This is a genomic window from Dokdonella immobilis (assembly GCF_900115085.1).
GTDB classification, from domain to species: Bacteria; Pseudomonadota; Gammaproteobacteria; order Xanthomonadales; family Rhodanobacteraceae; genus Dokdonella; species Dokdonella immobilis.
In genome coordinates, this window is the sequence record NZ_FOVF01000010.1 from 19379 (window position 1) to 45639 (window position 26261).

Below are 26261 nucleotides of genomic sequence, written 5' to 3' on the forward strand. Positions count from 1 at the left end.
TGAAGTCTATCCCTGGCGGAGCAATCGCTGGAGGATTTGTGTCGTGGGTCATGGCGAGAAAGAAGATTAGAGAGGATTCGGTTGCCAAAATTGTGGATCTACAAATTGACCTAATTTCAGAGATTCATCTCTACTGGTCGCTGGATTCGCGAGATAGAGTCATCGAATCAACCATTGTCAGGCTTTTTCAAAGGTTCTCGAATCGGGTACGAGTGCACCTAACGAAGTATGGGAACAGGAAGAGTCTGAAACTGGCTATGGATTGCGTAACGCGTGCGCATGTAGCGATCACAGGGTCGCCATTTTCAACGAGTTCATGGAGGCGTGCGGTTTGGCGAAGCACGGCTGCCAAATCAGAGCTTGAAAATGTTGCTAAGTTTGTGAAGTGAATTTCGTCGAGTTGGAATTCGCCGAAATACGAGAATTCCTCGAAAATCACTGAACCTGGGCGAACTCATTTTGTCTGGCGCACTTCGTCAATGGAGAGTTGCGTAGGCCAATACGACTGTAAGGGGTGTTTGTAGTCCGGAGTTAACGTTTTAGTTGGGTGCAGAGTGTCACTGAAGCGAACTCCCGTCGTAGCGAGATTTGTTGATGCCGGTTGCAGTTCGGCGGCGCCCATATACCTATCAAACCCATCCCACACTCTCCCCGGCCAAAATGTACAATCAGCCAGGCGCAATCGGGCAGCGCAGGGAGAGTCATTGATGAGACGCGGGATCCTGGCAGTCCTCGTGGTTGTCCTGTTTTCCGGTTGCGCCAACTACCAGACCATGGCACTGAAGAAGGGGCAGCGCACGATCAGCACGACGGCCGAATCGGTGGTGCTGCTGACGGTCGAGGTGTCGCGGCCGGATGGCAGCCGCTATCAGCCGAATCCGGCGATCGTGCTTGTCTCTGCGATGCACACCGGCGACCGGGAGCAGGCGACGTTGTTCCGCTTCAGCCGCAAGGATGACCGGGTCGAGATGGACGGTCATGCCGTCTATCTCTCCAGCATGGCCCTGGCGCCGGGCCATTACCGGATCGATGGCATCTCGGGCATCGCCAACGCTTTTCCGTTCATTGGCCAGTTCTTCATTCCCGTGCTGGCCGAATTCGACGTCGAGGCGCAGTCGGTGAGCTATCTCGGTCACATCGCGGCGACGATGCGCGAACGCAGGGAAGGCGAGTTCCGCGCGGGTTCCACGATTCCGCTGATCGACCAGTCGGCGACCGGCATGATCAGTCATACGTGGGATGTCGCGATCGAGAACCGCTACGACACCGACATGGCCACGTTTCGCCAGCGGTTTCCGGCCCTCGCCGATCTGCGCGTGCAGAGCGAAGCGCTGCCTGCATGGGATCGCGCTGCTGCCCAGCGCCTTTGGGACGGTGTCAGCAAGCCGGCGGCCGAGACAACCGCGGACGAAGCCGTTTCTTCGCGGGCCAACTAGAACCGGACTGCGGGCGGTGGGCCGGACACCGCAGCAACCCTGAAGGACGGTCGGCCCATCTCGCGCCAATCAGCCGTGAAGGAAGATCCCGAGCAGGGCACAGCCGAGCAATAGCCACCCCAGCCCCAGCCGGAAGCGCAGGATCGCCACCAGCGCCGCGGCGGTCAGCAGCAATCTGGTCGGCTGCCATGACGCCCACACGGGCACATCGATCTGCACCGGTCCCGCACTCCACGCACGCAGTTCGCCGAACACCGTGTGCAAGGCAAACCACGCGGAGAGGTTCAGAATGACGCCGACGACGGCGGCCGTGACCGCCGACAGCGCCGCGTGCAGGCTGCGGTTCCTGCGCAGGGCTTCGACATAGGGTGCGCCGACGAAGATGAAGAGGAAGCAGGGCACGAAAGTAACCCAGGTGGTGAGCGCGGCGCCGAGCAGGGCGGCGGTCCATGGATCGAGCGTGCCGGGATAGCGATGGGCGGCCACGAAGCCGACGAACTGCAGGACCATGACCAGCGGGCCCGGTGTCGTTTCGGCGAGGGCGAGTCCGTCGATCATCTGGCCCGGCTGCATCCAGGCAAAATCCTCGACCGCACGCTGGGCGACATAGGCGAGCACCGCATAGGCGCCACCGAAGGTGACCACGGCGGTCTGGCTGAAGAAGCGGCCTTCGCGTGCGATGACATGGTCGGCGCCGAGCCACCATGCCGCCAGCACGACGGGCGTGAACCAGAGCACCACGCAGATTGACATCGTGGCAACGGCCCGGCGCAGCGACGGCACCGTGTGCGGGGCCTCGCCGTGAGCAAGCATGCGGTCGACCAGATAGTGCTGATCGGTTCCGGCAGAGTCCGCCGTGGCCGCCGGTAGCCATGCGGGCGCCATGCGACGGACCAGCAAGCCGATCATCGCCGCGCCGAACACGATCCACGGAAACGGCACCTTCAGCGCGAAGATTGCGATGAAGGCGCCACCGGCCAGGGCAATCAGGAATTTCGACTGCAACGCGCGCCGGCCGATGCGCAACACGGCATCGACGACGATCGCCAGCACGGCGGCCTTGAGGCCAAAGAAAAGAGCCGACACCAGCGGCACCTGACCGAAGCGCACATAAAGCGCACTGAGCGCGCCGAGCACGAGGGCGCCCGGCAGGACAAACAGCAGGCCGGCGATCAGTCCACCCCAGGTCCGGTGCATCAGCCAGCCGATATAGGTCGCGAGCTGCTGCGCCTCGGGCCCCGGCAGCAACATGCAGTAGTTCAGTGCATGCAGGAATCGCGGTTCGCTGATCCAGCGTCTGTTCTCGACGAGTTCGCGATGCATCAGCGCGATCTGACCGGCGGGGCCGCCGAAGCCGAGCCAGCCGATGCGCGACCAGACTCGCGCAACCGCGCCGAGACCCGGAGTCTGCACGGGCGCCTGGTATCCATCGCTGGGACACGTATTCATTCGGTCATGTTAGCCGGAGGAGGGCTAGAGGCACCTGGGTTTCGGATCAAGCAGGCGTCTTGTCATTTTCGCTGAGCTGTCGAACTACAGCTGGACCCTCTCTGCTCACCTGATCGAGGCAAACCTCCAGTATGGCCAGCCCCTCGCTGATTTCCGTATTCGAAAGCGCACCGTAGCCCATCAGAAGTCCGGCACGTCGCGGTGGCGACTGATAGCAGACGTCAATCGGGAACAGGCCGAGTCCGCGCTCGTGTGCGAGCTCGATCAGGCGTCGCCCGGTGGCGCTATCGCCGACATTGAGCCAGACCACGACGTGCATCCCGGAACTGGATTGCACGATGTCGAGTCGGCCCCGACTGAGGCGTTGCAAGCCATCGAGGAGGCGCACGCGGCGCTGCCTCAGCAACTTGCCGTTGCGCCGAAGGTGTCGTTCGAAGCCGCCGTTTGCCATGAAATTGGCCAGAGCGAGTTGCTCCAGAGCCGGCGAGCCCATGTCGTCGAGAAACTTCGCGGCGATGAAGTCCTCGCGCAGCGGCGCCGGAGCGATCAGATATCCCAGACGAAGTGCTGGAAACAGGGTCTTCGAGAACGTTCCTGCGTAGACCACGCGATCTCCATGATCGAGAGATCGCAGTGCGGCGACTGAACGGTTGCGCACGCGAAATTCGCTGTCGTAGTCATCCTCGAAGATCCAGCCATCGTGTCGCTCCGCGTACTGCAGGATCTGGTGTCGTCGCGGCTGCGACAGGACGGCGCCTGTCGGAAACTGGTGGGCCGGCGTCAGGCAGATCAGGCGAGCGCCGCGTTCGGGCAGGCGGTCGCACTGGAGCCCATCGCTGTCGACCGGCAGCGCGTCGACGCGCGCGCCGTGCGTTTCGAGCACGGTGCGCGTGGCGTAGTAGTGCGGATCCTCGATGATGGCGCGATCGCCGACGTCGAGGAGCACCCTGGCAGTCAGGGCGAGCGCCTGCTGCGTTCCGCCGACGATGACGACGTCGTCAGGTTGCGCGTGGATTCCGCGGTAGCGATCCAGATAGGTGCAGACCTGCGTGCGCAGTTCGTGAAGCCCTGGCGCTGACGGATATCCGGTCCGGCAGTACGCGCTGGCTCGGACCAGTTCGCGATGCCACGCGCTGGCGAGCAGCGGGTGGGCCATGGGCTCGCCGTAGAGGAAGGCGACGCGAACATCCGGGGGGCGCCGCCCCGGCACGGCACGATAGTCGCAGCAACTGCGCAATCTAGCAGCGTACGTGCTTGGCGGCGCGCAAAAGCGGCGACTGCCCGGTGTGCCTTGCCGCATATTCTGCGCGCCAGAAGCCTTGTGCTCGGCGACGCGTGTGCCGGCCCCGACATGCGCCGTGAGCAGTCCCTCGGCCTGCATTTGCTCGTAGGCAGCGACGATCGTGCTTCGCGAAAAACCGTACTCGGCCGCGAGTTGCCGGGTAGGCGGCAGCGCGCTGCCGGGAGGCAGGCTGCCGCTGGCGATCGTTGCCCGCAATGCGCGGACCAATTGCGAGACGATGGAGCCGGTTCCGTCCAGTTGCAGGTGCATCGTTCGTTCCTCGATGGTCCTATTCAACACGCGGTCATTGGTCTGGGAAAGGACCAATTCGCCGCCGCTCGACGCCGGCCAAGCGGCGCCCGATATCGCACGCCGGCATGCAAATCATCAGGTTGCATGACGTGACAGGAAGCGGATTGGTTGCCGCAATCGCGCATGAATTGTGTCTTTGGAGGGTGCCACGGGATTGGCAAGCTGAACTCCCCCCACGCGTCAAATCCGAGGTGGAGTCATGAAGATGCGAATTGCCCAGCTGTTGCCATCCCCGTTGGTCCTGGCAGGATGGTTGATCCTATCGGCCGCTTGTGCCGCGCCCACGACTGCCATGGCGTCGTCCACCGATGTCGCCAAGCCCATGCCATGGGATTACTTCTGTCGCCTGCAGTTCGATCTCGCGCAACGTACCGACATGGAGTCGTTCCGCGACTACGATGCCGACACGTTTCGTGCCGGACATACCGATGATGCCGTCACCGTGTTTTCGAGTGGCGCAGTGCGCTACGGCATAGACGCGATAATGCAGGCCCTGGCCAGTCATTTCTCCGGGCGCGAAGCGATCTGGGAATGGACCGAACTTAGCCGCAGCGTGAACGGCTGCAAGACCGCCTACATTCTCTACGAAACCCATTACCGCATTCCGCGCATCAATCTGGATATTCACGCCCTGACCGGAGTGACCTACACCTATCGACACGGCTTGTGGCTGGCGGTGGCCGACCAGGGCACCCAGCTGCCCGATCCTGCTCCCTGATTTCCGGGTCTTCCCGATCCCCAGGGAGGGTCTGATCAAGTAGCAAAGTCGTCATGGCGTTCGGAAGGTTCTCCACATGTGCTGCGTGGCGAAGTGAAGGCTGGTTGCCTTGACGAGGCGCGCGATGCGTGTGGGGAGCCTTCTGGGTACCACCTTGTCAACATCCAATCAATCGGTCAGGCGACGCCTGCCTGCGCGCAGCTCTTTGTTGCGCCGACTTGAAACGACTGCAGAGATGCAGGAGGTGAGGTCGCTCCAGCGCATCCTGCGCGCGCGACATTCGCACATCCCTGTGCAGCACAACGCAGGAGCAGTTGACGAGACGGCCAGTCTGTCTGTGCGATTCGCGATGTTGCGGCACGCAGGATTGCGACTAAGATGGTCGGGCAGGATGCGTGATTCATCTGCGCCAGTCGGGGCGGATCACGTTTCGCCATGCCGGGATCGGCGATTCCGGACCGGTTTCGCAGCCTGCGTTGGTGGACAAGGGCGGCGCCTGCTCTCGCGCAGGCGCCGCGGCAGAACTGGGAGACATCCAGCGTGGATCTGTTTTCGGCGTCAGGCATATTCGTGGGAGCCGGGCTCGGTGCGCTGCTACGTTGGGGGCTCGGCATCGCCCTCAATCCGGTGTTTCCGACCGTGCCACTCGGGACGCTGGCGGCAAACGTGCTCGGCGGCCTGCTGATGGGCCTGGCCCTGGGCCTGTTCACCCAATTCGAAGGCCTGTCCCCGGCCATGCGGCTCACGATCACGACCGGCTTTCTTGGCGGACTGACCACATTCTCGACGTTCTCCGCGGAGACCGTCACCCTGCTCATGCGCGGCGAGTATGGTTGGGCCGGCGCGACTGTGGCTTCGCACGTCTGCGCCTCGCTGGTGGCGACGTTCGCCGGCATCGGCCTGGTCCACTGGCTGCTCGGCCACCCGGGAGGAGCGACATGAACGGCGTGCACCTGCGTTTCTACACCTACGAAGACCGCAAGCATCATGGCCTGCTCGTCTACGAGTGGCTGCTGCAGAACGCGCGCAAGCTCGGCATCCATGGTGGCTCGGCGTTTCGGGCCATGGCCGGCTTCGGGCGGCACGGAAAGCTGCACGAACAGCACTTCTTCGAACTGGCCGGGGAAGTGCCGGTACTGGTCGAATTCATTCTCGATCCGGATGAGGCCGACAAGCTCGTCGCCCTGCTGCGCGAGGAAGGCCTCGATCTGTTCTATGCGAAGCTGCCGGCCGAGTACGGCATGATCATAAGCGCCTGAGCGGCGGCATCGAAACAGGCGTCGGGAAACTCCTCAATCGGCATCGGCGGGCTGCGCGGGTTCCGCTGGCGGGGAATCAGCGCTCCGTGAGGTCTCGCGCGCACCGGACCAGGCCGCGCACAGCAATACGGCGGCCGCATACAGCACGACGAGCACGACACCCCAACGCAGGGCGTCCAGCGGCAGGTTCTTGACGACGTAGGCGGCTAGCAGCACCGCCGGAATGCCACCGATGGCCAGGCCCAGCACGATGCGCAGGTCGATGCGCGGGGTACCGACGAAGCGCGTCGCGCTGATCGGCATGAGAAAGGCGCAGGCACCCATCATGACCGGAAAGGCCGCGGTCGGGTTCAGGCCAAGCAGACTCAGCAGGATCAGGGAGGGCGCGTACAGGCCGATGCCGAAGGCCATCAGCGCGCCGAGCAGGAAGTGCGCGGCGACGGCCACGCCGAACAGCCAGCCGCCAAGGCCGAGCGCGTTGCCGCCGGCCGGCACCAGGCCGACATTGGTCATCGCATAGAGCAACGCGGCGACGAGCAGGGCGACACCGACCACGGCCTGCACGCTGCGCACGCTGAGGCGCTGGACAAGTGGCACGCCGAGCGTCGCACCGGCCACGGCGGCGGCAATGCAACCGAGCATGAGCAATGGATCGACCTCGACGAGCTTGATGAAGATCAGTGCCTGGCAGACCGTCGGCAAGGCATGACCCGTGTTCAGCGTGGCCGGTATGAAGCTGTCGGGAACGAGGCCACGCAACTTGATCCAGGCGGTCGTGGGCGCGAAAGAGCCGATGCCGAGGGTGTCGAAGAAGTTGGTGATGGCACCCAGCACCATGGCTTCCGGGCGCGGCCGCAGCTGACCACGTTCGCGGGCGGCGAGAACCAGGCGGGCGAGGAAAATCGTGGCAATGATTGTCAATGACAGGAGCAGGAAAGTGACAATCAATGCAATGTCCTCTCGAGCGTTCGGGCTGGCAATCGGGTCATTGAGGCGCAATTCGCCGACTTTACTCCCTGGCGGACGCCTCTGGCGCGCCTTTGCCGCGATCTGACCAATACCGCCAACGATGCGCGATATCGGGCGCTCAAGCGAACTTCGTGCTGAGTAGGCAGGACCCCGAAAAACAGGTCGGGCCATTGCGGCCCGACCTCGACGCTACGCACGGCCTGGGAGTCCGCGCGTTTTTTCAGCCTGTCTGGTGGGGACAGAACAGGCGCTCTTGGGACCGGTGTTGAATCATTGGAGGGACCCTGCGTGGCAATCGCCGGGCTCAGATGCTCGAGAGCATCTGTTCGATGCGTCGGGCCATGGCCTCGGGATAGGCGGGGTCCGATTTGCTGCTCTTGGCCAGCAGCCGCTTGTATTCGGGAACGAGGTCCGACAGCTCCGCCTTGCTGTTTGCGCGTTCGAGTTTGAGGGTGAACATGAAGGCGCGCAGACCGAGCGCAGCCACGGTCGTCTCGTTCATGAACTGCCTGACCAGACCGATCGGCGGAATTACATGCATCGAGTTCGAAGCGGTCGGCTCTGCCTGCGGGGCAGCGGGCGGGGCGGCGCTGTCGACTGGCGAGAGGGTGTTCGCCGGCCTTCCATTGAAATGGATGAGCCCGGCTGCGCGCAGTTCCTCGATCAGCGGCGACACGTCTCCGAGCACGCTGAACTGTTCACGCACCTGCTGCACGCTGTGGGCGCCGTCAATCGAGATCAGCAGCATTCTCTGGCGCGCGCCCAGATGGAGCTTGCGGTCCTGGATCTCGGCATAGCCGGCCGTCGTCTTGTTCGGAACGTCGGAACTGAGCATTTCTTGCATCCCCCCAGAGATTTCCGATTCATCCTCGATCCGGAATTGCCTGCGTCGATTGATTCACCGGGCACCCGTGTTGCCGGCGCGACCATTGCGCCTGCGTTGCCACCGCCTTTCCTGTCATGGACGTCGGCGGACTGCTGAGAGCAAGCAATCTGCGTGCCATGTTCTTTCGAAAATTGATGCGAGTCTCCCTTGCAAGCAAAAAAAAGAGGTCGGACCTGGCGGTCCGACCTCATCCGCGTCGCACGGGGGAGAGATCCGTGCTCCGGGTGGCCTGCCCTTCATGTGGGGGGGCAGGCCCTTTGGGACCGTTTGCTACTTCGAAATGTCGACATCTTTCGTTTCGGGCAGGAACAGCGTGCCAATGACCAGGGTCATGACGGCGATGATGACCGGGTACCAGAGACCCTGATAAATGTTGCCGGTCGCCGCCACGAGCGCGAACGAGATCGTCGGCAGGAAGCCGCCGAACCAGCCATTGCCGATGTGGTAGGGCAAGCTCATCGAGGTGTAGCGGATGCGGGTCGGGAACAGTTCGACCAGCCAGGCCGCGATCGGTCCGTAGACCATGGTCACGTAGATGACCAGGATCGTGAGCAGGACGATCAGCATCGCATTGTTGATGCGGGTGGCGTCAGCCTTTTCCGGGTAACCGGCAGCGGACAGGGCGGCCTTTACCTCACTGCTGAACCGATCCGCTTCGGCTTTTGCTGCGTCGCCCTGCAGCCCGGAGGCCTCGTAGGAGGCGATGGTCGTCGAGCCGACCCGGACGCTGGCCACCGAGCCGGAAGCCACTGCCTCATTCGCGTACGGCGTGCCGCTGCGGGCAAGGGCACTCTTGGCGATATCGCACGAGGTGGTGAACTTGCTCGTGCCGACCGGATTGAACTGGAAGCTGCATTCGGCGGGATCGGCAACCACGACTACCGGGCTCGACTGTGCCGCGGCTTCGATGGCTGGATTGCCGTAGTGGGTCAATGCCTTGAAGATCGGGAAATAGGTCAGCGCGGCCAGCAGGCAACCGGCCATGATGATCGGCTTGCGGCCGATCTTGTCGGACAACCAGCCGAATACTATGAAGAACGGCGTGCCGAGGGCGAGTGCGCCGGCGATCATCAGGTTGGCGCTGGTGGCTTCGATCTTGAGCGTCTGGGTGATGAAGAACAGCGCGTAGAACTGGCCCGCGTACCAGACCACGGCCTGGCCGGCGGTGGCGCCGAGCAGGGCCAGGATCACGACGCGGCTGTTGCGGGTCATGAAGCTTTCGGTCAACGGCGCCTTGGATGTCTTGCCTTCGTTCTTCATCTGCTGGAACAGCGGCGATTCGGCGAGTTGCAGGCGGATCCAGACCGAGACCATCAGCAGGACGAAGGAGAGCAGGAAGGGAATGCGCCAGGCCCAGGCCTCGAACGCATCCTTGCCGAAGTAGTAGCGGCAGCCGAGGATGATCAGCAGGGAGAGGAACAGGCCGAGCGTGGCCGTGGTCTGGATGAAGCTCGTGTACAGACCGCGCTTGCCTTGCGGCGCATGTTCGGCGACATACGTCGCGGCACCGCCGTACTCGCCACCGAGGGCCAGGCCCTGCAGGAGCCGAAGGGTGATCAGGATGATCGGCGCGGCCACGCCGATCGTTGCGTAGGTGGGCAGCACGCCGACCAGGAAGGTCGACAGGCCCATGATCACGATGGTCACGAGGAAGGTGTACTTGCGTCCGATCATGTCGCCAAGGCGACCGAACAGCAAGGCGCCGAACGGGCGCACGGCGAAGCCGGCAGCGAAGGCGAGCAGGGCGAAGATGAAACCGCTGGTCGGGTTCAACGCCGTGAAGAACTGCTTGGCGATGATCGCGGCCAGTGAGCCGTACAGGTAGAAGTCGTACCACTCGAACACGGTGCCGAGGCTGGAGGCGAAGATCACCTTCTTGTGGCCCTGGGTCAGGGTTCCCGGGGCTGGATGGGTCGTTGTTGCCATGGTCGTGTCCCCCTCAGAATGAGTACTTGGTCGTGAACTGCAGGCGGGTCAGCGAGCCGTCGACACCGCTTTCGAGTTCACGCTTCGCGCGCATCAGTTCGATACCGACATCGAGCTTGGGCATCGGCGAATAGAAGATGTTGGCCCGGAAGCTCTGCACGGATTCGTTGACGGCGGTGCCGGTCAGGTCGATCGGATTGTCGTACTGGCTGCGCGCATAGATCAGGTTCATGCGCAGTTGTGACGAGAAGACATGACGCCAGGCCAGGTAGCCGGCGAATCCGCCGATCGCGTCGAGGTTGCCGTCGGCGCTCAATGCGGCGTCGCCGGTGACGCCGAGACCGATGTAGCGGCTCATGCCATCGCCCGCGGTGACCTGGTAGCGCAGGTCGTCATTGCTGCCGAGGTTCCACTTGCCGCCGACCGTGAAGGCGTACCCGCCCTCGCTGTCGCTGATGGCCGCAGCCGAGGAGGTGGCTGCACGATCGATGTCGAGGCTGCGGAACAGGGCGCCGATGCCGAACGATCCCCAATTGCCCTTCCAGCCGTAGCGCAGGGTCAGGTCTGGCACCGCGCCGCGGTCCGATGCTGCCGCTCCGCCGCCGCCGTTCGGGATGACTGTCGTTTCGGGATTTTCCAGAGACGCCGAGAACCCGCCCGTGGTGTAGCGGATCTGGGCCTGACGCACGAAGATGACGCCATCGGTCGGGCCGATGAAATCGACCGAATCGGGCAGCGCCGCGGTGTCCATGAAGTTCGACCAGGTCTGGCCGGCCAGCCAGTTGTTCCAGTAGGCGTAGGCGTGGCGCACGGTGACGCCGTAGGTGTTGGTCGAGGTCTGGTTGCCGAGCGCATTGCCGAAGAAGTCCATTTCGAGGAAGGCACCGGCCTTGTCGCCCGATTCGGACACGTTGTCGATGCCGATGTTGAAGCGCGAGAACTTGGCGTGGGCGTCGTAGTCGACGTCGGAACTGTCGCCGCCGACCGGCGTCTGGCCCGGAACATAGAGAATGCGGCCAACCGCAGCGTCCGCCAACTGGCCGTCGTGCGCCTTGGTCGCCATGAAGTCGGCCTTGATGAATCCGCCGATCTTGACCGTGGTGCCGGCCGGCGAACCCGGCGTCAGCGTGGTCAACTGGATCGGCAGTTTTCCGGCCGGCAGGGCAGGTGCCGCAGGCGGCGCCGCCTCGCGTTGTGCGCGAATTTCCGCAGCGAGGTTCTGCAACTGCTTCTCGAGGTCGTTGATGCGTTGCTCGAGGGCCTGTTCACGGGCTTCATCGGCCATGGCGATGCCCGGCAAGGCAACGAGGCATGCGAGCGTGAGTGTCGAAACACGTAATCCAAACAGTTTATGGCGAATCATGGGGTCCCCTCCCATTGGTGGCGGACCGAGAATGCGCAAGGCGGCCCGGGCAAACCATTAGCCATTGGTCTATGTGCGACCAAAGTCGAATCAGGGGCCCGCATGCCGGGCTCGCGTGGCATTATCGAAAGCAGACGCTTACAGTGATTGCAGGAGGATCCGATGGCGAATCTTCATCCGGTACCGGCGGAATTTGCAGCCAGGGCCCGCATCGACAAGGCGGGGTACGAAAAGCTCTACGCCGAGTCGGTTTCCGACCCGGAGGGGTTCTGGGGCCGGATCGGCAAGCGCCTCGACTGGATCAAGCCCTACACCCGGGTCAAGGACGTTTCCTTCGACATCAGCGATCTGCATATCCGCTGGTACGAGGATGGTGTGCTCAATGTGTCGGCGAATTGCCTGGACCGCCATCTGGCAACGCGCGGCGAAAAGACCGCGATCATCTGGGAGGGCGACGATCCCGATGATTCGCGGCATATCAGTTATCGCGAGCTGCATGCCGAGGTCTGCAGGGCAGCCAACCTGCTGACCCACCTCGGCATCGGCAAGGGCGATCGCGTCGCGATCTACCTGCCGATGATTCCGGAAGCGGCCGTGGCCATGCTGGCCTGCACGCGGATCGGTGCGGTGCATACGATCGTTTTCGGCGGATTCTCGCCCGATTCGCTGGCCAGCCGTATCGCCGACAGCCAGTGCAAGCTGGTCATCACCGCCGACGAGGGTGTCCGTGGCGGCAAGCGGGTGGCCCTCAAGGCCAACGTCGATGCGGCGCTCGAGCGGCCGAACACGAACAGCGTCGAGACCGTGCTGGTGGTCCGGCGCACGGGCGGCGCGGTCGACATGCAGGTGCCGCGTGACCGCTGGTGGCATGCGCTGATGGAGGGCCAGTCCGAGCAGCATGACCCGGTGCCCTGCGAGGCCGAGCACCCGCTTTTCATTCTCTATACGTCGGGCTCCACCGGCGCCCCGAAGGGCGTGCTGCATACGACTGGCGGCTATCTCGTGCATGCCAGCTATACGCACGAATGCGTATTCGATCTGCGTGAGGACGACGTCTACTGGTGCACCGCGGACGTTGGCTGGGTCACCGGGCACAGTTACCTCGTGTATGGGCCGCTCGCCAACGGCGCCACCACGGTGATGTTCGAAGGCGTGCCCAATTACCCGGATAGCTCGCGCTTCTGGCAGGTCGTGGACAAGCACAAGGTGACCATCTTCTACACCGCGCCGACGGCGATCCGGGCGCTGATGCGCGAGGGCGAGGATCCGGTCACGCGGACATCGCGGGCAAGCATCCGCCTGCTCGGCTCGGTCGGCGAGCCGATCAACCCCGAAGCCTGGGAATGGTATTACCGCGTGGTCGGCGAAAGTCGCTGTCCGATCGTCGATACCTGGTGGCAAACCGAAACCGGCGGGATCCTGATCACGCCGCTGCCCGGCGCCACCGACCTCAAGCCGGGCTCGGCGTCCTTGCCGTTCTTCGGCATCAAACCGGCGATCGTCGATGCCAACGGCAACCTGCTTGATGGCGCGACCGAGGGCAACCTGATCCTGACCGATTCGTGGCCCGGGCAGATGCGTACGGTCTACGGCGACCATCAGCGTTTCATCGATACCTATTTCCGCACCTATCCGGGCAACTATTTCACCGGCGACGGCGTCCGCCGCGACGAGGACGGCTACTACTGGATCACCGGCCGTGTCGACGACGTGATCAATGTTTCCGGTCACCGTCTCGGCACGGCGGAAGTGGAGAGCGCGCTGGTCGCCCATGTCAGCGTTGCCGAAGCCGCGGTCGTCGGCTGCGCCCATGACATCAAGGGGCAGGGCATCTATGCCTATGTCACGCTCAAGGTCGGGGTCGAGCAGAGCGAGGCGCTGCGCAAGGAATTGATTGCCTGGGTACGGAAGGAGATCGGACCGATCGCAACGCCGGACTATCTGCAATGGGCTCCGGGCCTGCCGAAAACGCGATCCGGCAAGATCATGCGACGCATCCTGCGCAAGATCGCCGAGAATGCGCCCGATCAGCTCGGCGACACCTCGACCCTGGCCGACCCGAGCGTGGTCAGGAATCTCGTCGACGAGCGCATGATTCGGGGCTAGGCCATGGGAGCCGAGGGGGTGCGTGAAGTCCGCTTTGCCCAGGCGGGAGCGCGCTCAAGCTGGAGTAGGGCATGCCGGAAATCCTGATCGCTGATGATCATCCGCTGTTCCGCGACGCGCTTTGTCGCGCCGCCGCGCAGGCGGTGCCTTCGGCGACGCTGCTGCAGGCCGATAGCGTGCAGGCGCTACTGGCCGTGGTCGAAGCGCATGCCGACGCCGACCTCCTGCTGCTCGACCTGCACATGCCCGGAGCGCGCGGATTTTCGGCGCTGGCCCATCTGCGCGGCCAGTATCCACAACTTCCGATCATCATCGTCTCGGCGCACGAGGAAGCCGAGGTGGCGAGGCGCGCCCTGGCCCATGGTGCGGCTGGATACATTCCCAAGTCGCTGGCCAGCGAGAGCATCGTCGCCGCGATCCGGGCGGTCCTCGATGGCGAAATCTGGCTGCCGGCACGCATGCCTGGCGCTGCCGCTGAACTGCGCGATGCGGAGGCCCAGGTAGCGGCACGTATCGCCGAACTCACGCCTCAGCAGTTCCGCGTGCTGAACATGCTGGCCGACGGCCTGCTCAACAAGCAGATCGCCTATGAGCTCGGGATCTCCGAAGCCACCATCAAGGCGCACATGACCGCGATCATGCGCAAGCTCGGATGCAACAACCGGACCCAGGTGGCCCTGGTCGCGAGCCAGCTCGCACTGGATTCCGATACGCTTCCAGCCAGCCACTAGCGAGCCTCTGAACAAGTGGCGCAATCGACATGGCGCTCAGGAGGTTTGCCAGATGTGCTGCGTGGCGAAGTGAAGGCTGGTTGCCTTGACGAGCCGCGTGGTGCATTTGGCGAGGCTTCTGAACGCCACCTCTTCTGTGTTAATCAATCGGTTTGGCGACGCCTGCCTGCGCGCAGCTCTTTGTTGCGCCGACTCGAAAGACAGCCAGTCTGTCTTCGCCGGCGCGCCGCGATCTGCACGCAGGCTGGCGTCGTGACGGTTGTACCACTTGTTCAGAGGCTCCCTGGTGTGGTGTCCCACAACTACCATCAGATAACTCCGGCGTCTTTCACGGCGATACTGCGTTGCTCGTCGTCGCCATAGTGCCCGCCGTGACTCCTCCTCGCGCCTTGTCCCGCCCTGAAATCCATCCGGAATTTCTTCGCGTTATTTGCGGGACACCACACTAGTGGAGGCTCTAAACCAGTAGCAAAGTCGTCACGATACCTGCCTGCGTCATGGCAGTCGCTGCGAGCACAGCGAGGCTCGTGACGGTCAATCGACGCCGGTTGCTTCGCTCGTGGCCGGATCGGCGACACCCATGCCTTCCGTGGCGGATGTCTGGGCGCCCGAGCGGCGCGCGAAGGATGAAAGCAGAGCGCGCAATGCAGCGGGTCGCACAGGCTTGAGCAGCACCGGAAGGCCGAGCGCCTTGGCCCGCTGTTTCAGCTCCGGGCTCGCATCGGCCGTGATCAGGGCGGCCGGTGGCGAGGGATTGCAGTGCTTGAGCAACTCGCCAAGTACTTCGATCCCATCCGGCCCACTGCCGAGGTGGAAGTCGATCAGGATCAGATCCGGACGCCGTCGTAGCAGGGCATCCAGTGCCTCGGTCCGATTGGCGGCAAGGTCGCAGCTCATGCCCCAGCGAGTCAGAAGGGAGGCCATGCCTTCGAGGATCGATGGCTCGTTGTCGAGGCAAAGCACATGCTGCGGACGCAATTCCCCCGCCAGCATCGACCGCCGTGGCTCGCTGACTTCGTCGCGCGCACGTATGCGTACGCGCGGCACCTGGATGGCGAAGCAGCTTCCGTGTCCGGGCCAGGAGCGAACCCGCAACTGGTGATTGAGGATACGGGCGATGCGTTCGCAGATCGACAGGCCGAGCCCCAGCCCCTGCTCACCCCAGGGGGATGCGCCATCGACCCGGTGGAACTCGTCGAAGATGCGCTGGAGCTGCTCATCGGCGATGCCCGGCCCGGTATCCCAAAGCTCGATGCGCACATCGTCGCCGACGTGACGCACTCCCAGGACGATACGGCCCTTGCGGGTGTAGCGCAGTGCATTGGTGCAGAAATTCTGCAGGATCCGGCGCAGCAGGTGCGGATCGCTGCGAATCACGGCCCGGCTCGGGACGACGCGGAATTCCATGCCGCGCCGCTGCGCAAGCAGGGAAAATTGCTGGACCAGGGGTTCGATCAGTTCGGCCACGCCGATGTCGGCGGGTTCGGGGTGGTATTTTCCGGCATCGAGGCGCGAAGTTTCGAGCAGGGATTCGAGCAGGTCTTCGGCGACGCGAAACGCGGTGTCGATGCGCTCCGCCAACTGCGCGGATTCGGCGTCGAGCGATGGCTGGTGGCGCAAGGCCGAAGTGAAAAGACGGGCCGCGTTGAGGGGCTGCAGCAGGTCGTGGCTGGCTGCGGCCAGAAAGCGCGACTTGGACTGGTTGGCGGACTGCGCTTCGTAACGCGCGAACTCCTGGGCTTCGAGCGCGGCGGATAGCTCCGCGGTGCGCTGGGCGACCCGCTGCTCCAGGGTCTCGTTGGCTTCGAGCAGGGCAAGTTCGACCTTCTTGTAGTCCGAGACATCGGTGAACGTCGTGACGAATCCTCCGCCGGGCAGTTGCTGGCCGCGCATTTCGAGCACGCTGCCGTCGGCTCGCTCGCGCCGGAACACATGGGCGGTTCCGGCGCGCATGTGGCGCAGGCGCTTGGACACGTGCTCTTCGACTTCGCCCGGGCCGCAATCGCCGCGTTCGGCGTTATAGCGGATCAGGTCGGCGATCGGTCGGCCGACGTAGACGAGACCGTTCGGGTAGTCGAACATCTCCAGATAGCGACGGTTCCACGAGACCATGCGCATCTCGGCATCGACCACGCTGATTCCCTGGGAGATGTTTTCCAACGTCGTCGAAAGCAGTTCACGATTGAATCGCAACTCCTGGGAGGCTTCGTCGAGCAGCGCAACCGCCTCGCCAAAATCGAGGCCGGTACCGCGCAACGCGGTCGTCAGCATGCGCCGCGCTGACGCCGAGCCGACGGCTGCAGCCAGCAGTCGTTCCACGTGCTGAAGGAGCGCACGATCGGCCGAGGCGTCGTCGTGCAGTGTATTGCCGGATGCGGTCGCATATTCGGCGAACGCATTCGCCGCGTTGCGTTCACCCAGGATGCGGCCGGTGATCGTGCGCAGGTCGGCGATGCTGACCCGGCCATGCCACTCGCTGGCGCCGGTGGGATTGCGATCGGGGCCGGCGTCGAGGAAGCTCGCCGCACGCAAGCGTTCCTCGACGCTCGGTCGGAAACGCAGTGAGACAAAGACGCATCCTGCGATGTTTGCCAGCAGCGACCAGAACGTGCCATGGGTGATCGGGTCCCAGCTGCTCAGGTTGAAAAGGGCGTGCGGTCGCAACCAGGTCTGTCCGAACAGGCCTTCACGTGTCCAGGCATCGTCGAACCACTCGGCGCTCGCCATGCTCGGCAGGAGCAACGTGTAGATCCAGACCGCGAAGCCGACGAGCAAGCCGATCAGGACGCCGCGTCGGGTGGCGCCGCGCCAGTACAGGCCCGCGACGATCGCCGGTGCGAATTGAGCGACCGCGGCGAATGCGAGCAGTCCGATCGCGGCCAGCCCCTGGGCTTGGGAGACCGCCCGATAGTAGGCGAGCGCGAGCACGGCCAGGCCGATGATGGCGGTCCGGCGGATGCCGAGGACGATGGCGGAGACGTCGTTGCGTTCGTCTAGCCGGAGGAATTGCAGGCGCAGCAAGGCGGGCATGACGAGGTCGTTCGAGATCATCGTGGCCAGAGCCACGGAGGCGACGATGACCATCCCGGTGGCCGCCGAGAATCCTCCGATGTAGGCAAGAATCGCCAGGCCGTTCTCACCGTGCGCCAGCGGGAGCCAGAGCAGCAGTGCGTCCGGACTGACGCTCGTGCCGGACATGGCCGACATTCCGGCTTCCGCGATCGGCAGCACGAAGATGCAGATGATGGCCAGATAGAGAGGAAACAGGATGCGGCTCTTTGGCACGTCGTCGGGGTTCTCGCATTCGACGACGCCTACCTGGAACTGGCGCGGCAGGCAGAACATCGCGGTGAACGCGAGCAGGGTCTGGGCCAGGAACCCCGATGGAAGCCCGTCGCGAACCACCTCTGCCCAGACATCGTGGCTGCGCGCGGCGATATCGAATGGCATGTTCAAGGCATAGATGCCGATGGCAACGAAGGCGATCAGTTTCATCATCGACTCGGCCGCGATCGCGAGCATCATGCCGTGGTGATGTTCGGTGGCGTCGATGCGTCGCGTGCCGAACAGGATCGCGAACAGGGAAAGCATGGCCGCCACGTAGAGCGCGGGATCGTTCAACAGCGGGGCCTGCGCCGCTTCCGGAGCGCTACCGCTGAGGACGCCGACGCTCATCGCGACCGCCTTGAACTGGAGCGCGATATAAGGCACGGCCGATGTCACCGCGATAATGGTCACCACGGCTCCCAGCGCATGCGACTTGCCGAATCGGGAACCGATGAAATCGGCGATCGAGGTGATGTTGTTGGCCTTGGCCACCCGGGTCAGGCGCTGCAGCAGCCCGCTGAAAAACACGAACAGGACGATCGGTCCGAGGTAGATCGGGAGAAAGGACAGACTGGAGCGCGATGCGCTGCCGACTGCGCCGTAAAAAGTCCAGGAAGAACAGTAGACGGCGAGGGCGAGGCTGTAGACGATCGGGCGCAGGGCTGGCCGCGTCGGGTAGAGCGGACGTGAGTCGCCGAAATAGGCGATGCTGAACAGGGTGGCCACATAGGCCAGCGAAACCAGCATCAGGATCCAGCCAGCGATCAACGGTGTGCTCCCGCCTGTGCGCGCATGCGCCCCGGTGCACAGACTCGACCGGGATGCCTCACAGGTCAAGCATCACGGCCGCGTTCGCTGCCCGGGTCGGCGGACCCGGGCCTCAGTTCGCGCCGAGGGGCGTTATCAGCGGTTCGGACGACGGTAAGCCGGGCATGGCTCGTGCCACTGGCGGCTGGCGCCAAGCCCGGGTCAGGCGGACTTGCCGGTACCGACCTTGGCCACGACCGACGCGGTGTTGTCGCCCTTGCGGCGGGTCTGCGCGATCTGGGTCCCGTGCACGATGAAGTAGACGTTCTCGGCGATGTTGGTGGCGTGGTCGCCGATGCGCTCGATGTTCTTGGCCATGAACAGCAGGTGGGTGCAGGCCGTGATGTTGCGCGGGTCTTCCATCATGTAGGTCAGCAGTTCGCGGAACATGCCGGTGTAGAGGCCATCGAGTTCCTCGTCGCGGGCCCAGGCGAGCAGGGCGCGGTCGGCGTCGCGGTCGCGGTAGGAAAGCAGCACTTCGCTGATGATCTCGGCGGCCAGCTTGCCGAGTCTGGGCAGGCTGAAGACCGGGCGAACGAGTTCGACGCGATTGAGCGCGATCGCACGCTTGGCGACGTTGGCGGCGTAGTCGCCGATGCGTTCGATATCCGAGGAGATGCGCAGGGCGGCCATGACTTCGCGCAGGTCTCGCGCCATCGGCTGACGCAGGGCCAGCAGGCGGATAACATCCTGGCCGACCTCGTTCTCGAGCGCATCCACTTCCTTGTCGCTTTCGACGATGCGCTCGGCCGAATCGCTGTCGCGTTCGACGACGGCGGCGATCGCCGCCTCGAGTTCCTTCAGCGCGAGGTCACCCATGCGCTGGATCTCGCCGGTCAGGCGGGCGAGTTCTTCGTCGTAGCTCTTCACGATATGTTCGCTGGGTAGGGGAGGCATTCGTATTCCTTAGCCGAAGCGGCCGGTGATGTAGTCTTCGGTCTGCTGCTTGGCCGGTTGGGTGAACAGCTTTTCGGTTTCCCCGAATTCGACCAGTTCGCCAAGATACATGAAGGCCGTGAAGTCCGAACAGCGTGCGGCCTGCTGCATGTTGTGGGTGACGATGGCGATCGTGAACCGCTCGGCCAGCTCGGCGATCAGTTGTTCGATCTTGCCGGTGGCGATCGGGTCGAGCGCCGACGTCGGCTCGTCGAGCAGCAGCACCTCGGGCTTCAGGGCGACGGCGCGGGCAATGCACAGGCGCTGCTGCTGGCCGCCGGACAGACCCAACGCGCTCTGCTTGAGCTTGTCCTTGACCTCGTCCCAGAGCGCGCCCTGGCGCAGGGCTTCCTCGACCCGCGTATCCATCTCGGGCTTCTTGAGCTTCTCGTAGTGGCGGATCGCGTAGGCGATGTTTTCATAGATCGACATCGGGAACGGCACGGGTTTCTGGAAGACCATGCCGACCTTGCCGCGCAAGCGGTTCAGGGGGAATTTCGGGTCGAGCACGTTCTCCCCATCGAGCAGGACTTCGCCTTCGGCTTCCTGCTTCGGGTAGATTGCATAGATGCGATTGAAGATGCGCAGCAGGGTCGACTTGCCGCATCCCGAAGGGCCGATCAGGGCGGTCACGCGCTTCTCGGCGATATCGAGATTGACGTCCTTGAGGGCGCGGAAGCGGTCATAGTAGAAGTTGAGCTTGCGCGCGCTCATCTTCGGCTTCGCGCCGGCATCGACCGCACGCCCGGACGTGCCGACGACAGGCGCCGACATGGCGAAATTGAGGTCAGTCATTGCTGGTCTTGTTCCTGAGGAGTATGGCTCGCGCGATCATGCTGAGGACAAGCACGAAAAACGTCAGTACGAGGGCGCCGGCCCAGGCCAGGGTCTGCCAGGACTCGTAGGGGCTGGCGGTGAACTGGTTCATGACCACCGGCACGCTGGACATTGGCCGGGTCAGGTCGGTGCTCCAGTACTGGTTGCCGAACGAAGTGAACAGCAGGGGCGCAGTTTCGCCGCTGATGCGAGCGAGGGCCAGGATGATACCGGTGACGATGCCCGCGGACGCGCCGCGATAGAGCACCTGGACGATGACCTTCCACTGCGGCACGCCGAGCGAAAGTGCCGCTTCGCGCATCTGGGCGGGCACGAGGCGGAGCATCTCGTCGGTGGTTCGTACGATCACGGGCAGGACGATGAAGGCCAGCGCAATGGCGCCTGCGAGGGCCGAGAAGCCGCCGCCCATCTGGGCCACGACCACGGTGTAGACGAACAGGCCGAGCACGATCGACGGTGCCGAGAGCAGGATGTCGTTGACGAAGCGGATCACGGTGCCGATCTTCCGCGCGCCGGCGTACTCGGCGAGCCAGGTGCCGGCTGCAATGCCGAGCGGGGTTCCGATCAGGATCGCAAGTGCGCACATGACGGCGCTGCCGAAAAAGGCATTGGCCAGGCCGCCGGATTGCATCGGTGGCGGCGTGTTTTCGGTGAACAGGGCGAGCGAGATCCCGCCGATGCCCTTGCTGATCGTGGTCCACAGGATCCAGGCGAGGAAGAACAGGCCGAATATGGCCGCCGCGCAGGAAAGGATGATGGCGATCCGATTGACGATCCTGCGCTTGCGATAGAGCCGCTCGGCGACGCGGTTCGATGTCGCGACAGTTTGCGTCGCGCTCATTTCAATCCCTCCCGGCGCGAGAGCCGCATCAGCATCAGGCGCGCGATGGAGAGGACGAAAAAGGTGACGATGAAGAGGACGAAGCCGAGCAGCAGCAGGGCTGAACGGTAGGTGTCGGTTGCTTCGGCGAAATCATTGGCGATCAGGGCGGCGATCGTGGTCCCGGGTTCGAGCAGGGAGACCGAAAACCGTACGGTGTTGCCGACCACGTAGGCGACGGCCATGGTCTCGCCGAGGGCGCGACCGAGTCCGAGGAAGATGCCGCCGACCACGGCCGACTTGGTGTACGGAAGGACGATGTCCCAGACCACCTCCCACTTGGTCGCGCCGAGCGCATAGGCCGATTCCTTCAGGCGTGTCGGCACGGTCAGGAAAACATCGCGCATGACCGATGAGACGAACGGGATCACCATGATGGCGAGCACGAAGCCTGCGGTCAGCATGCCGATGCCGATTGGCGGCCCCTGGAACATCGGTCCGATCACGGGCAGCGTGCCCAGGTGGTCGTTGAGCCAGGGCGTGCCGTACTCGGTCATGACCGGGACCAGCACGAAAAGGCCCCACATGCCATAGATGATCGAGGGGATGCCGGCGAGCAGCTCGATCGCCGAGCCGACCGGGGTACGCAGCCAGGATGGCGCGACTTCGGTCAGGTAAAGGGCAATGCCGAAACTGACCGGCACCGCGATGATCATGGCGATCACGGCCGTGACCAGGGTCCCGAAGATCGGCACCAGGGCTCCGTAGCGGTTTTCGACCGGATTCCATTCCGCCGAGAAGAAAAACCTCCAGCCTTCCTGGGCCAGGACCTCGCGACCACCCCAGAGCATCGACAGGGCGGCGCCAGCGAGCGCAATCAGGACGAAGAATGCGGTGAAGGCAAGTACATAGCTGAAGCCCTTGTCCTGCAGCTCGTCGCGGCGGGATTCGGGTTGGGGCACGGAGCCGCGAGCTGCGATCGTCGTCATGTAGGAGCGGTCTTCGGGAAATTTCCGGCCGGGGCCGGATCGAGCAGCAATGGCGTCCCATGGCGAGGGACGTCTGCAATTATGTCAGGCCGACCAGGCATTCTGAAGCATTACGGGTCGATGCCCGCGGCACGCAAGCGCGTGACGCGGGCATCGGATGGTCCAACACGGCTGTTACTTGATGCGGTCTGCCCAGTAGGCCTTGATCTGCTCGACCAGGTTGTCCGGAAGCGGGACGTAATCCAGTGCGGCGGCCTGCGCCTTGCCGTTTTCATAACCCCAGCTGAAGAAATCGCGCGCGGCCTTCGCGCGCTCGGCATCTTTCGGCTGTGCATGCATCAGCACGAATACGGTGGCGCTGATCGGCCAGGACGCATCACCGGGCGCATTGGTGATGACCAGGCTGAAGTCGGTGGCGTTCTTCCAGTCGGCGCTGGCCGCAGCGGCGGCGAACGATTCGGCGCTCGGCTGGACGTACTTGCCGGCGGCATTCTCCATCTGCGCGTAGGACATCTTGTTCTGCAGCGCGTAGGACAGTTCGACGTAGCCGATCGCATTCTTGACCTGCTTGACGTAGGCGGCGACGCCTTCGTTGCCCTTGCCGCCGAGGCCGGCCGGCCACTGCACCGAGGTGCCTTCACCAACCTTTTCCTTCCACTCCGGGCTGACCTTGGACAGGTAGTTGACGAAGTTGAAGGTCGTGCCCGAGCCGTCGGAGCGATGCACGATCGTGATCTTGCCGTCCGGCAGGCTCAGACCTTCGTTGATCGTGGCGATCGCCGGGTCGTTCCACTTGGTGACCTTGCCGAGGAAGATGTCGGCGAGCAGGGGGCCGGTGAGCTTGAGCTTGCCCGGCTCGATGCCGGCGACATTGACGACCGGCACGACGCCGCCGATCACGATCGGGAACTGGGCGAGACCGGCTTCGGCCACTTCAGCCGGGGGTAGCGGCTTGTCGGACGCGCCGAAATCGACCGTTCCGGCCTTGATCTGGGCGATGCCGCCGCTGGAGCCGATCGACTGGTAGTTGATCTGGTTCTTGGTCGCGACATTGTAATCGGCCGACCACTTCGACATGAGTGGGAAAACGAAGGACGAACCGGCGCCGGTCACTTCCGAGGCTTGCGCCCCGCTGGCGGCGAATACCGTGGCGATTGCAAATACCGCCGCACTCAGTTTCGTTGGGATGGACACGCGGGCAACTCCTTGGGGTAGGTGACAAGGTTTGGACCGCGCCTTTGTAGCCCGCCAACGTTGCAGTTGTGTTACATGGGGCCGGGATTGGGGATTGGGATTCGGCAACGCAAGTCCGCGGCGTTCGTCGCAGTCTCTCGGTCACCGGCGCCATGCGTTCATTCACCATCGGCCGGGCGGCCGAGCTCTCGCCCTTTCGAATCCGAATCCCGAATCTCGAATCCCCAATCCCGGCCCCAATCAGTCTCCGCTGATGAAATCCGGGCCCTTGCCCACGGTTTTTTCGTAGACGCCCTTGCCGGCCCGGCGGTACTGGGTGAAACCGTGCTTGCCGATGTGGCTTTCGTTGCTGCGGTGGGCCTGTCCGGAGATGACCTGGGGGGCACTGACGACGCGGTGGACCGGCGTCGTGCAGTCGGGGCAGCGGGTCAATGCGGGATCGGACAGGCGCTGCAGGACCTCGATGCCATTGCGGCAGGTCGCGCAACCAGGGCCATCGGCGGCATATTGGTAGATCGGCATGCCGGCATCATGGGGGCATGCGGGCGCGCGTTCAATGCGGTTCGCTTTCAAGTTCCCCGCGAGTCGGATCGGCGTGCGCATCGGCCAGGTTCGACAGGTGCTTCCAGCGGTTGATGATCTTGCAGAACAGTTCGGCCGTGCGCTCGGTGTCATAGACGGCCGAGTGCGCCTGGCCGGGATCCCAGTTGACGCCGGATGCAGCGACGGCGCGGGCCAGCACGGTCTGCCCATAAGCCAGCCCGGCCAGGGTCACCGTATCGAAGTTGCTGAACGGGTGGAACGGATTGCGTTTGTGTCCGGTCCGGCGCACCGCGGCGTTCAGGAAGCCGAGGTCGAAGGCGGCGTTGTGACCGACCAGGATCGCCCGCTGGCAGTCCTCGGCGCGCATGGCGGCGCGGACCGGTGCGAACACGTGGTCCAGGGCGGCGCGCTCCTCGAGCGCATTGCGAAACGGGTGGTTCGGGTCGATACCGGTGATCTCGAGGGCCTTGGGTTCGATGTTCGCCCCCGGAAAGGCCTCGACATGCGTCGATACGGCCGGACGCGGGTACAGGAAGCCGCTTGCGTCCATGCCGATCACGACCACGGCGATCTCGAGCAGGGCATCGCGCTCGCAATCGAAACCGCCGGTTTCGACATCGACGACGACGGGCAGGAATCCGCGAAATCGCTCGGCGATGCGGGTGACATGGGCGGCTGACGACATCCCGCAAGGATAGCCGATTAGGCAAGGGGGCGCCTTCGATACGACTCCGAAGAGAGACCGGCCGAACCTGCCCTGCGATCGCGCCCGCCTCGCAAAATCCAATCGAATTCGTCGCCTGGCATCGACGTCGCCATGCCCGGGATGTGGCCTCGTCGACGATTGTTTCGATTCCTTGGCATTGCCGTTTCGCCGACTTGCGACTGTCACAATTCAGTTATCGAGCTGAAATGTGGCAGTAACAAATCGCCAATAACCTTGCGGCCCGATGGATACGTACACGCCAGCGTGTCCTTGCCGTTCCCTCCTCCCAAAGAGATTTCACTCATGAAACGTACTGCTCCCCGATTGCTCGCTGCCGCAATCATCGCAACGCTTGCCAATCAGGCGCATGCCGATGTGGCACTCGACGTGATCGGCGACTACGAAGTCAGCTTCGAAGGCCTGGTCCAGGCCGATGGCAACTGGTACAACAACGATGTTGTCGATCTCAATGGATCTTCCGGCAACGACGGCAAGGACTCCGAATTCGAGATGCGTCGCTCCGAGCTCGTGCTGAAGGGCAAGGGCACCATGTTCGACTGGGTAATCGGTTACGACGCCAAGGCGAACAAGTGGCTCGACGTGAACCTGAAGTGGAAACTCGGCTCCAACTATGTGCAGGTCGGCCAGTTCAAGCAGGTCAACAGCCTCGAGGAACTGAGCAGCACCAAGAACAACGATTTCATTTCCAAGGCCATGGTGACCAACACGTTCGGCATCAGCCGGCGACTGGGCGTCACCTACGGCGACGGCGGCAAGAACTGGGGCTATACGGCCAACGTGTTCGGTCGCGAATTGACCCGCAACCTCGGCCAGGGCCCGGGATTCGGTGGCCGCTTCTACTATGCGCCGATCGTCGGCGACGGCAGCCTGCTGCATTTCGGCATCTCGGCGGTCGACTACGACACCAACAGCGACACCCAGCGCTGGCGCATCCGTCCGGACGCCGACCTGGCCACCGCGCGCCTTATCGACACCGGCAACATCCTCAACACCGATCGCAACCGCACCTTCGGCCTCGAGGCGGCCTGGGTTGGCGGCCCGTTCAAGGTGCAGGGCGAATACATGCGCACGACCACGACGCGCACCAACAACACCTCGGCATCGGACTGGTCCGGCGACAGCTGGTACGTCTCGGGGCTCTGGAACCTCACCGGCGAGACCTGGGGCTACAAGGGCGGCACGCCGACCACGCCGTTGCCGAACGATCCGGCCGCCGGCATGTGGCAGCTCGGCATCCGCTATGACGACGCCAACCTCAACGATGGCGCGATCAAGGGCGGCGACGAGCACAACATCACGGTCGGCGTGAACTACTACTGGCACTCGAACTTCAAGATCATGGCCAACTACGTGGCGGTCAGCAGCTCGAAGTTCAGTTCCGCAGCCGGCGCCAACGTCAGCGACGATCCGAACATTTTCGAAACGCGTCTCCAGTTCTTCTGGTGACGCTTCATTCCCGGTAACGGGAAACCAGCTCTCCCGCGACATCCTGGCTTTGAGCCAGTCGTGATTGGGACGGTGTGCTCGGCGCACCGTCCCTGTTTTTTATTGCCGCCCGTGAGTGCAGCGGAACGAATTCAGATCCGGCGTGGATGCCGGCAGATTGCGTATCGCGGCGTTGGGATTCGCAGGCTCACCCCAATC

21 protein-coding genes are annotated in these 26261 nt (G+C 63.7%); 7 read left to right on the plus strand and 14 right to left on the minus strand.

What is annotated here, in order from left to right; all coding sequences use genetic code 11:
- The first annotated feature begins 707 nt into the window (after window positions 1-707).
- A complete protein-coding gene (locus BM125_RS09095) occupies window positions 708-1436 on the plus strand; it encodes a hypothetical protein (protein WP_092407161.1) in 729 nt (242 codons plus the stop codon).
- Between the two features lie 69 nt (window positions 1437-1505).
- Here the strand turns inward: BM125_RS09095 and chrA are convergent, their stop codons facing one another.
- Window positions 1506-2885, minus strand: coding sequence for a chromate efflux transporter (gene chrA / locus BM125_RS09100; RefSeq protein WP_092407163.1), 1380 nt, complete (start codon window positions 2883-2885; stop codon window positions 1506-1508).
- A 46-nt stretch (window positions 2886-2931) separates the two neighbouring features.
- Window positions 2932-4437 carry a MocR-like pyridoxine biosynthesis transcription factor PdxR gene (gene pdxR, locus BM125_RS09105; RefSeq protein WP_092407165.1) on the minus strand — a complete coding sequence of 502 codons (1506 nt, stop codon included), beginning with the start codon at window positions 4435-4437 and terminating at the stop codon, window positions 2932-2934.
- 334 nt (window positions 4438-4771) lie between these two features.
- Here pdxR and BM125_RS09110 point away from each other — a divergent pair, with 334 nt between their 5' ends.
- The 3 genes from BM125_RS09110 (at window position 4772) to BM125_RS09120 (ending at window position 6456) form a co-directional block, all read left to right on the plus strand.
- Complete coding sequence (locus BM125_RS09110) at window positions 4772-5197, plus strand: Cif family virulence factor (protein ID WP_092407167.1); 426 nt, start codon at window positions 4772-4774, stop codon at window positions 5195-5197.
- Window positions 5198-5737: 540 nt separating this feature from the next.
- On the plus strand, window positions 5738-6139 hold the full coding sequence (crcB, locus tag BM125_RS09115) for a fluoride efflux transporter CrcB (protein ID WP_245778861.1): 402 nt from the start codon (window positions 5738-5740) through the stop codon (window positions 6137-6139).
- Window positions 6136-6456: a DUF190 domain-containing protein gene (locus BM125_RS09120; RefSeq protein WP_092407171.1), complete on the plus strand. Its 321-nt coding sequence runs from the start codon at window positions 6136-6138 to the stop codon at window positions 6454-6456. Before crcB ends, BM125_RS09120 begins: the two co-directional genes overlap by 4 nt.
- 33 nt (window positions 6457-6489) lie before the next feature.
- Here BM125_RS09120 and BM125_RS09125 read toward each other — a convergent pair whose 3' ends face one another.
- The 4 genes from BM125_RS09125 to BM125_RS09140 form a co-directional block, all read right to left on the minus strand.
- Complete coding sequence (locus tag BM125_RS09125) at window positions 6490-7404, minus strand: TSUP family transporter (RefSeq protein WP_092407173.1); 915 nt, start codon at window positions 7402-7404, stop codon at window positions 6490-6492.
- A 325-nt stretch (window positions 7405-7729) separates the two neighbouring features.
- Window positions 7730-8260 carry a hypothetical protein gene (locus tag BM125_RS09130; RefSeq protein ID WP_139224918.1) on the minus strand — a complete coding sequence of 177 codons (531 nt, stop codon included), beginning with the start codon at window positions 8258-8260 and terminating at the stop codon, window positions 7730-7732.
- A 321-nt stretch (window positions 8261-8581) separates the two neighbouring features.
- Window positions 8582-10237: an MFS transporter gene (locus BM125_RS09135; RefSeq protein ID WP_092407177.1), complete on the minus strand. Its 1656-nt coding sequence runs from the start codon at window positions 10235-10237 to the stop codon at window positions 8582-8584.
- Window positions 10238-10250: 13 nt separating this feature from the next.
- On the minus strand, window positions 10251-11597 hold the full coding sequence (locus BM125_RS09140; protein WP_425429609.1) for a DcaP family trimeric outer membrane transporter: 1347 nt from the start codon (window positions 11595-11597) through the stop codon (window positions 10251-10253).
- 165 nt (window positions 11598-11762) lie between these two features.
- On the opposite strand from BM125_RS09140, the gene acs reads away from it, so the two are divergent.
- Together acs and BM125_RS09150 are read left to right on the plus strand one after the other, a co-directional pair.
- Complete coding sequence (acs, locus tag BM125_RS09145; RefSeq protein WP_092407181.1) at window positions 11763-13706, plus strand: acetate--CoA ligase; 1944 nt, start codon at window positions 11763-11765, stop codon at window positions 13704-13706.
- A gap of 71 nt (window positions 13707-13777) precedes the next feature.
- The gene (locus BM125_RS09150; protein WP_092407183.1) at window positions 13778-14437 is read left to right on the plus strand and encodes a response regulator transcription factor; all 660 of its coding nucleotides are present in this window, start codon (window positions 13778-13780) and stop codon (window positions 14435-14437) included.
- A 534-nt stretch (window positions 14438-14971) separates the two neighbouring features.
- Here BM125_RS09150 and BM125_RS09160 read toward each other — a convergent pair.
- The 8 genes from BM125_RS09160 to rnt form a co-directional block, all read right to left on the minus strand.
- The gene (locus BM125_RS09160) at window positions 14972-18532 is read right to left on the minus strand and encodes a hybrid sensor histidine kinase/response regulator (RefSeq protein ID WP_175497984.1); all 3561 of its coding nucleotides are present in this window, start codon (window positions 18530-18532) and stop codon (window positions 14972-14974) included.
- A 201-nt stretch (window positions 18533-18733) separates the two neighbouring features.
- Window positions 18734-19468: a phosphate signaling complex protein PhoU gene (gene phoU / locus BM125_RS09165; protein WP_092407187.1), complete on the minus strand. Its 735-nt coding sequence runs from the start codon at window positions 19466-19468 to the stop codon at window positions 18734-18736.
- 9 nt (window positions 19469-19477) lie between these two features.
- Window positions 19478-20302: a phosphate ABC transporter ATP-binding protein PstB gene (gene pstB / locus BM125_RS09170; protein ID WP_092407189.1), complete on the minus strand. Its 825-nt coding sequence runs from the start codon at window positions 20300-20302 to the stop codon at window positions 19478-19480.
- A complete protein-coding gene (pstA, locus tag BM125_RS09175) occupies window positions 20295-21185 on the minus strand; it encodes a phosphate ABC transporter permease PstA (protein ID WP_092407191.1) in 891 nt (296 codons plus the stop codon). Before pstA ends, pstB begins: the two co-directional genes overlap by 8 nt.
- Window positions 21182-22153 carry a phosphate ABC transporter permease subunit PstC gene (gene pstC, locus BM125_RS09180; RefSeq protein WP_092407193.1) on the minus strand — a complete coding sequence of 324 codons (972 nt, stop codon included), beginning with the start codon at window positions 22151-22153 and terminating at the stop codon, window positions 21182-21184. Before pstC ends, pstA begins: the two co-directional genes overlap by 4 nt.
- Window positions 22154-22327: 174 nt before the next feature.
- Window positions 22328-23413, minus strand: a complete 1086-nt coding sequence (pstS, locus tag BM125_RS09185; protein WP_175497994.1) for a phosphate ABC transporter substrate-binding protein PstS — start codon at window positions 23411-23413, stop codon at window positions 22328-22330.
- Between the two features lie 174 nt (window positions 23414-23587).
- Window positions 23588-23869: an FmdB family zinc ribbon protein gene (locus BM125_RS20200; RefSeq protein ID WP_175497985.1), complete on the minus strand. Its 282-nt coding sequence runs from the start codon at window positions 23867-23869 to the stop codon at window positions 23588-23590.
- A gap of 31 nt (window positions 23870-23900) precedes the next feature.
- Window positions 23901-24575: a ribonuclease T gene (rnt, locus tag BM125_RS09195; protein WP_092407199.1), complete on the minus strand. Its 675-nt coding sequence runs from the start codon at window positions 24573-24575 to the stop codon at window positions 23901-23903.
- Window positions 24576-24899: 324 nt separating this feature from the next.
- On the opposite strand from rnt, the gene BM125_RS09200 reads away from it, so the two are divergent.
- Window positions 24900-26063, plus strand: a complete 1164-nt coding sequence (locus BM125_RS09200; RefSeq protein WP_092407201.1) for an OprO/OprP family phosphate-selective porin — start codon at window positions 24900-24902, stop codon at window positions 26061-26063.
- The last annotated feature ends 198 nt before the right edge of the window (window positions 26064-26261 follow it).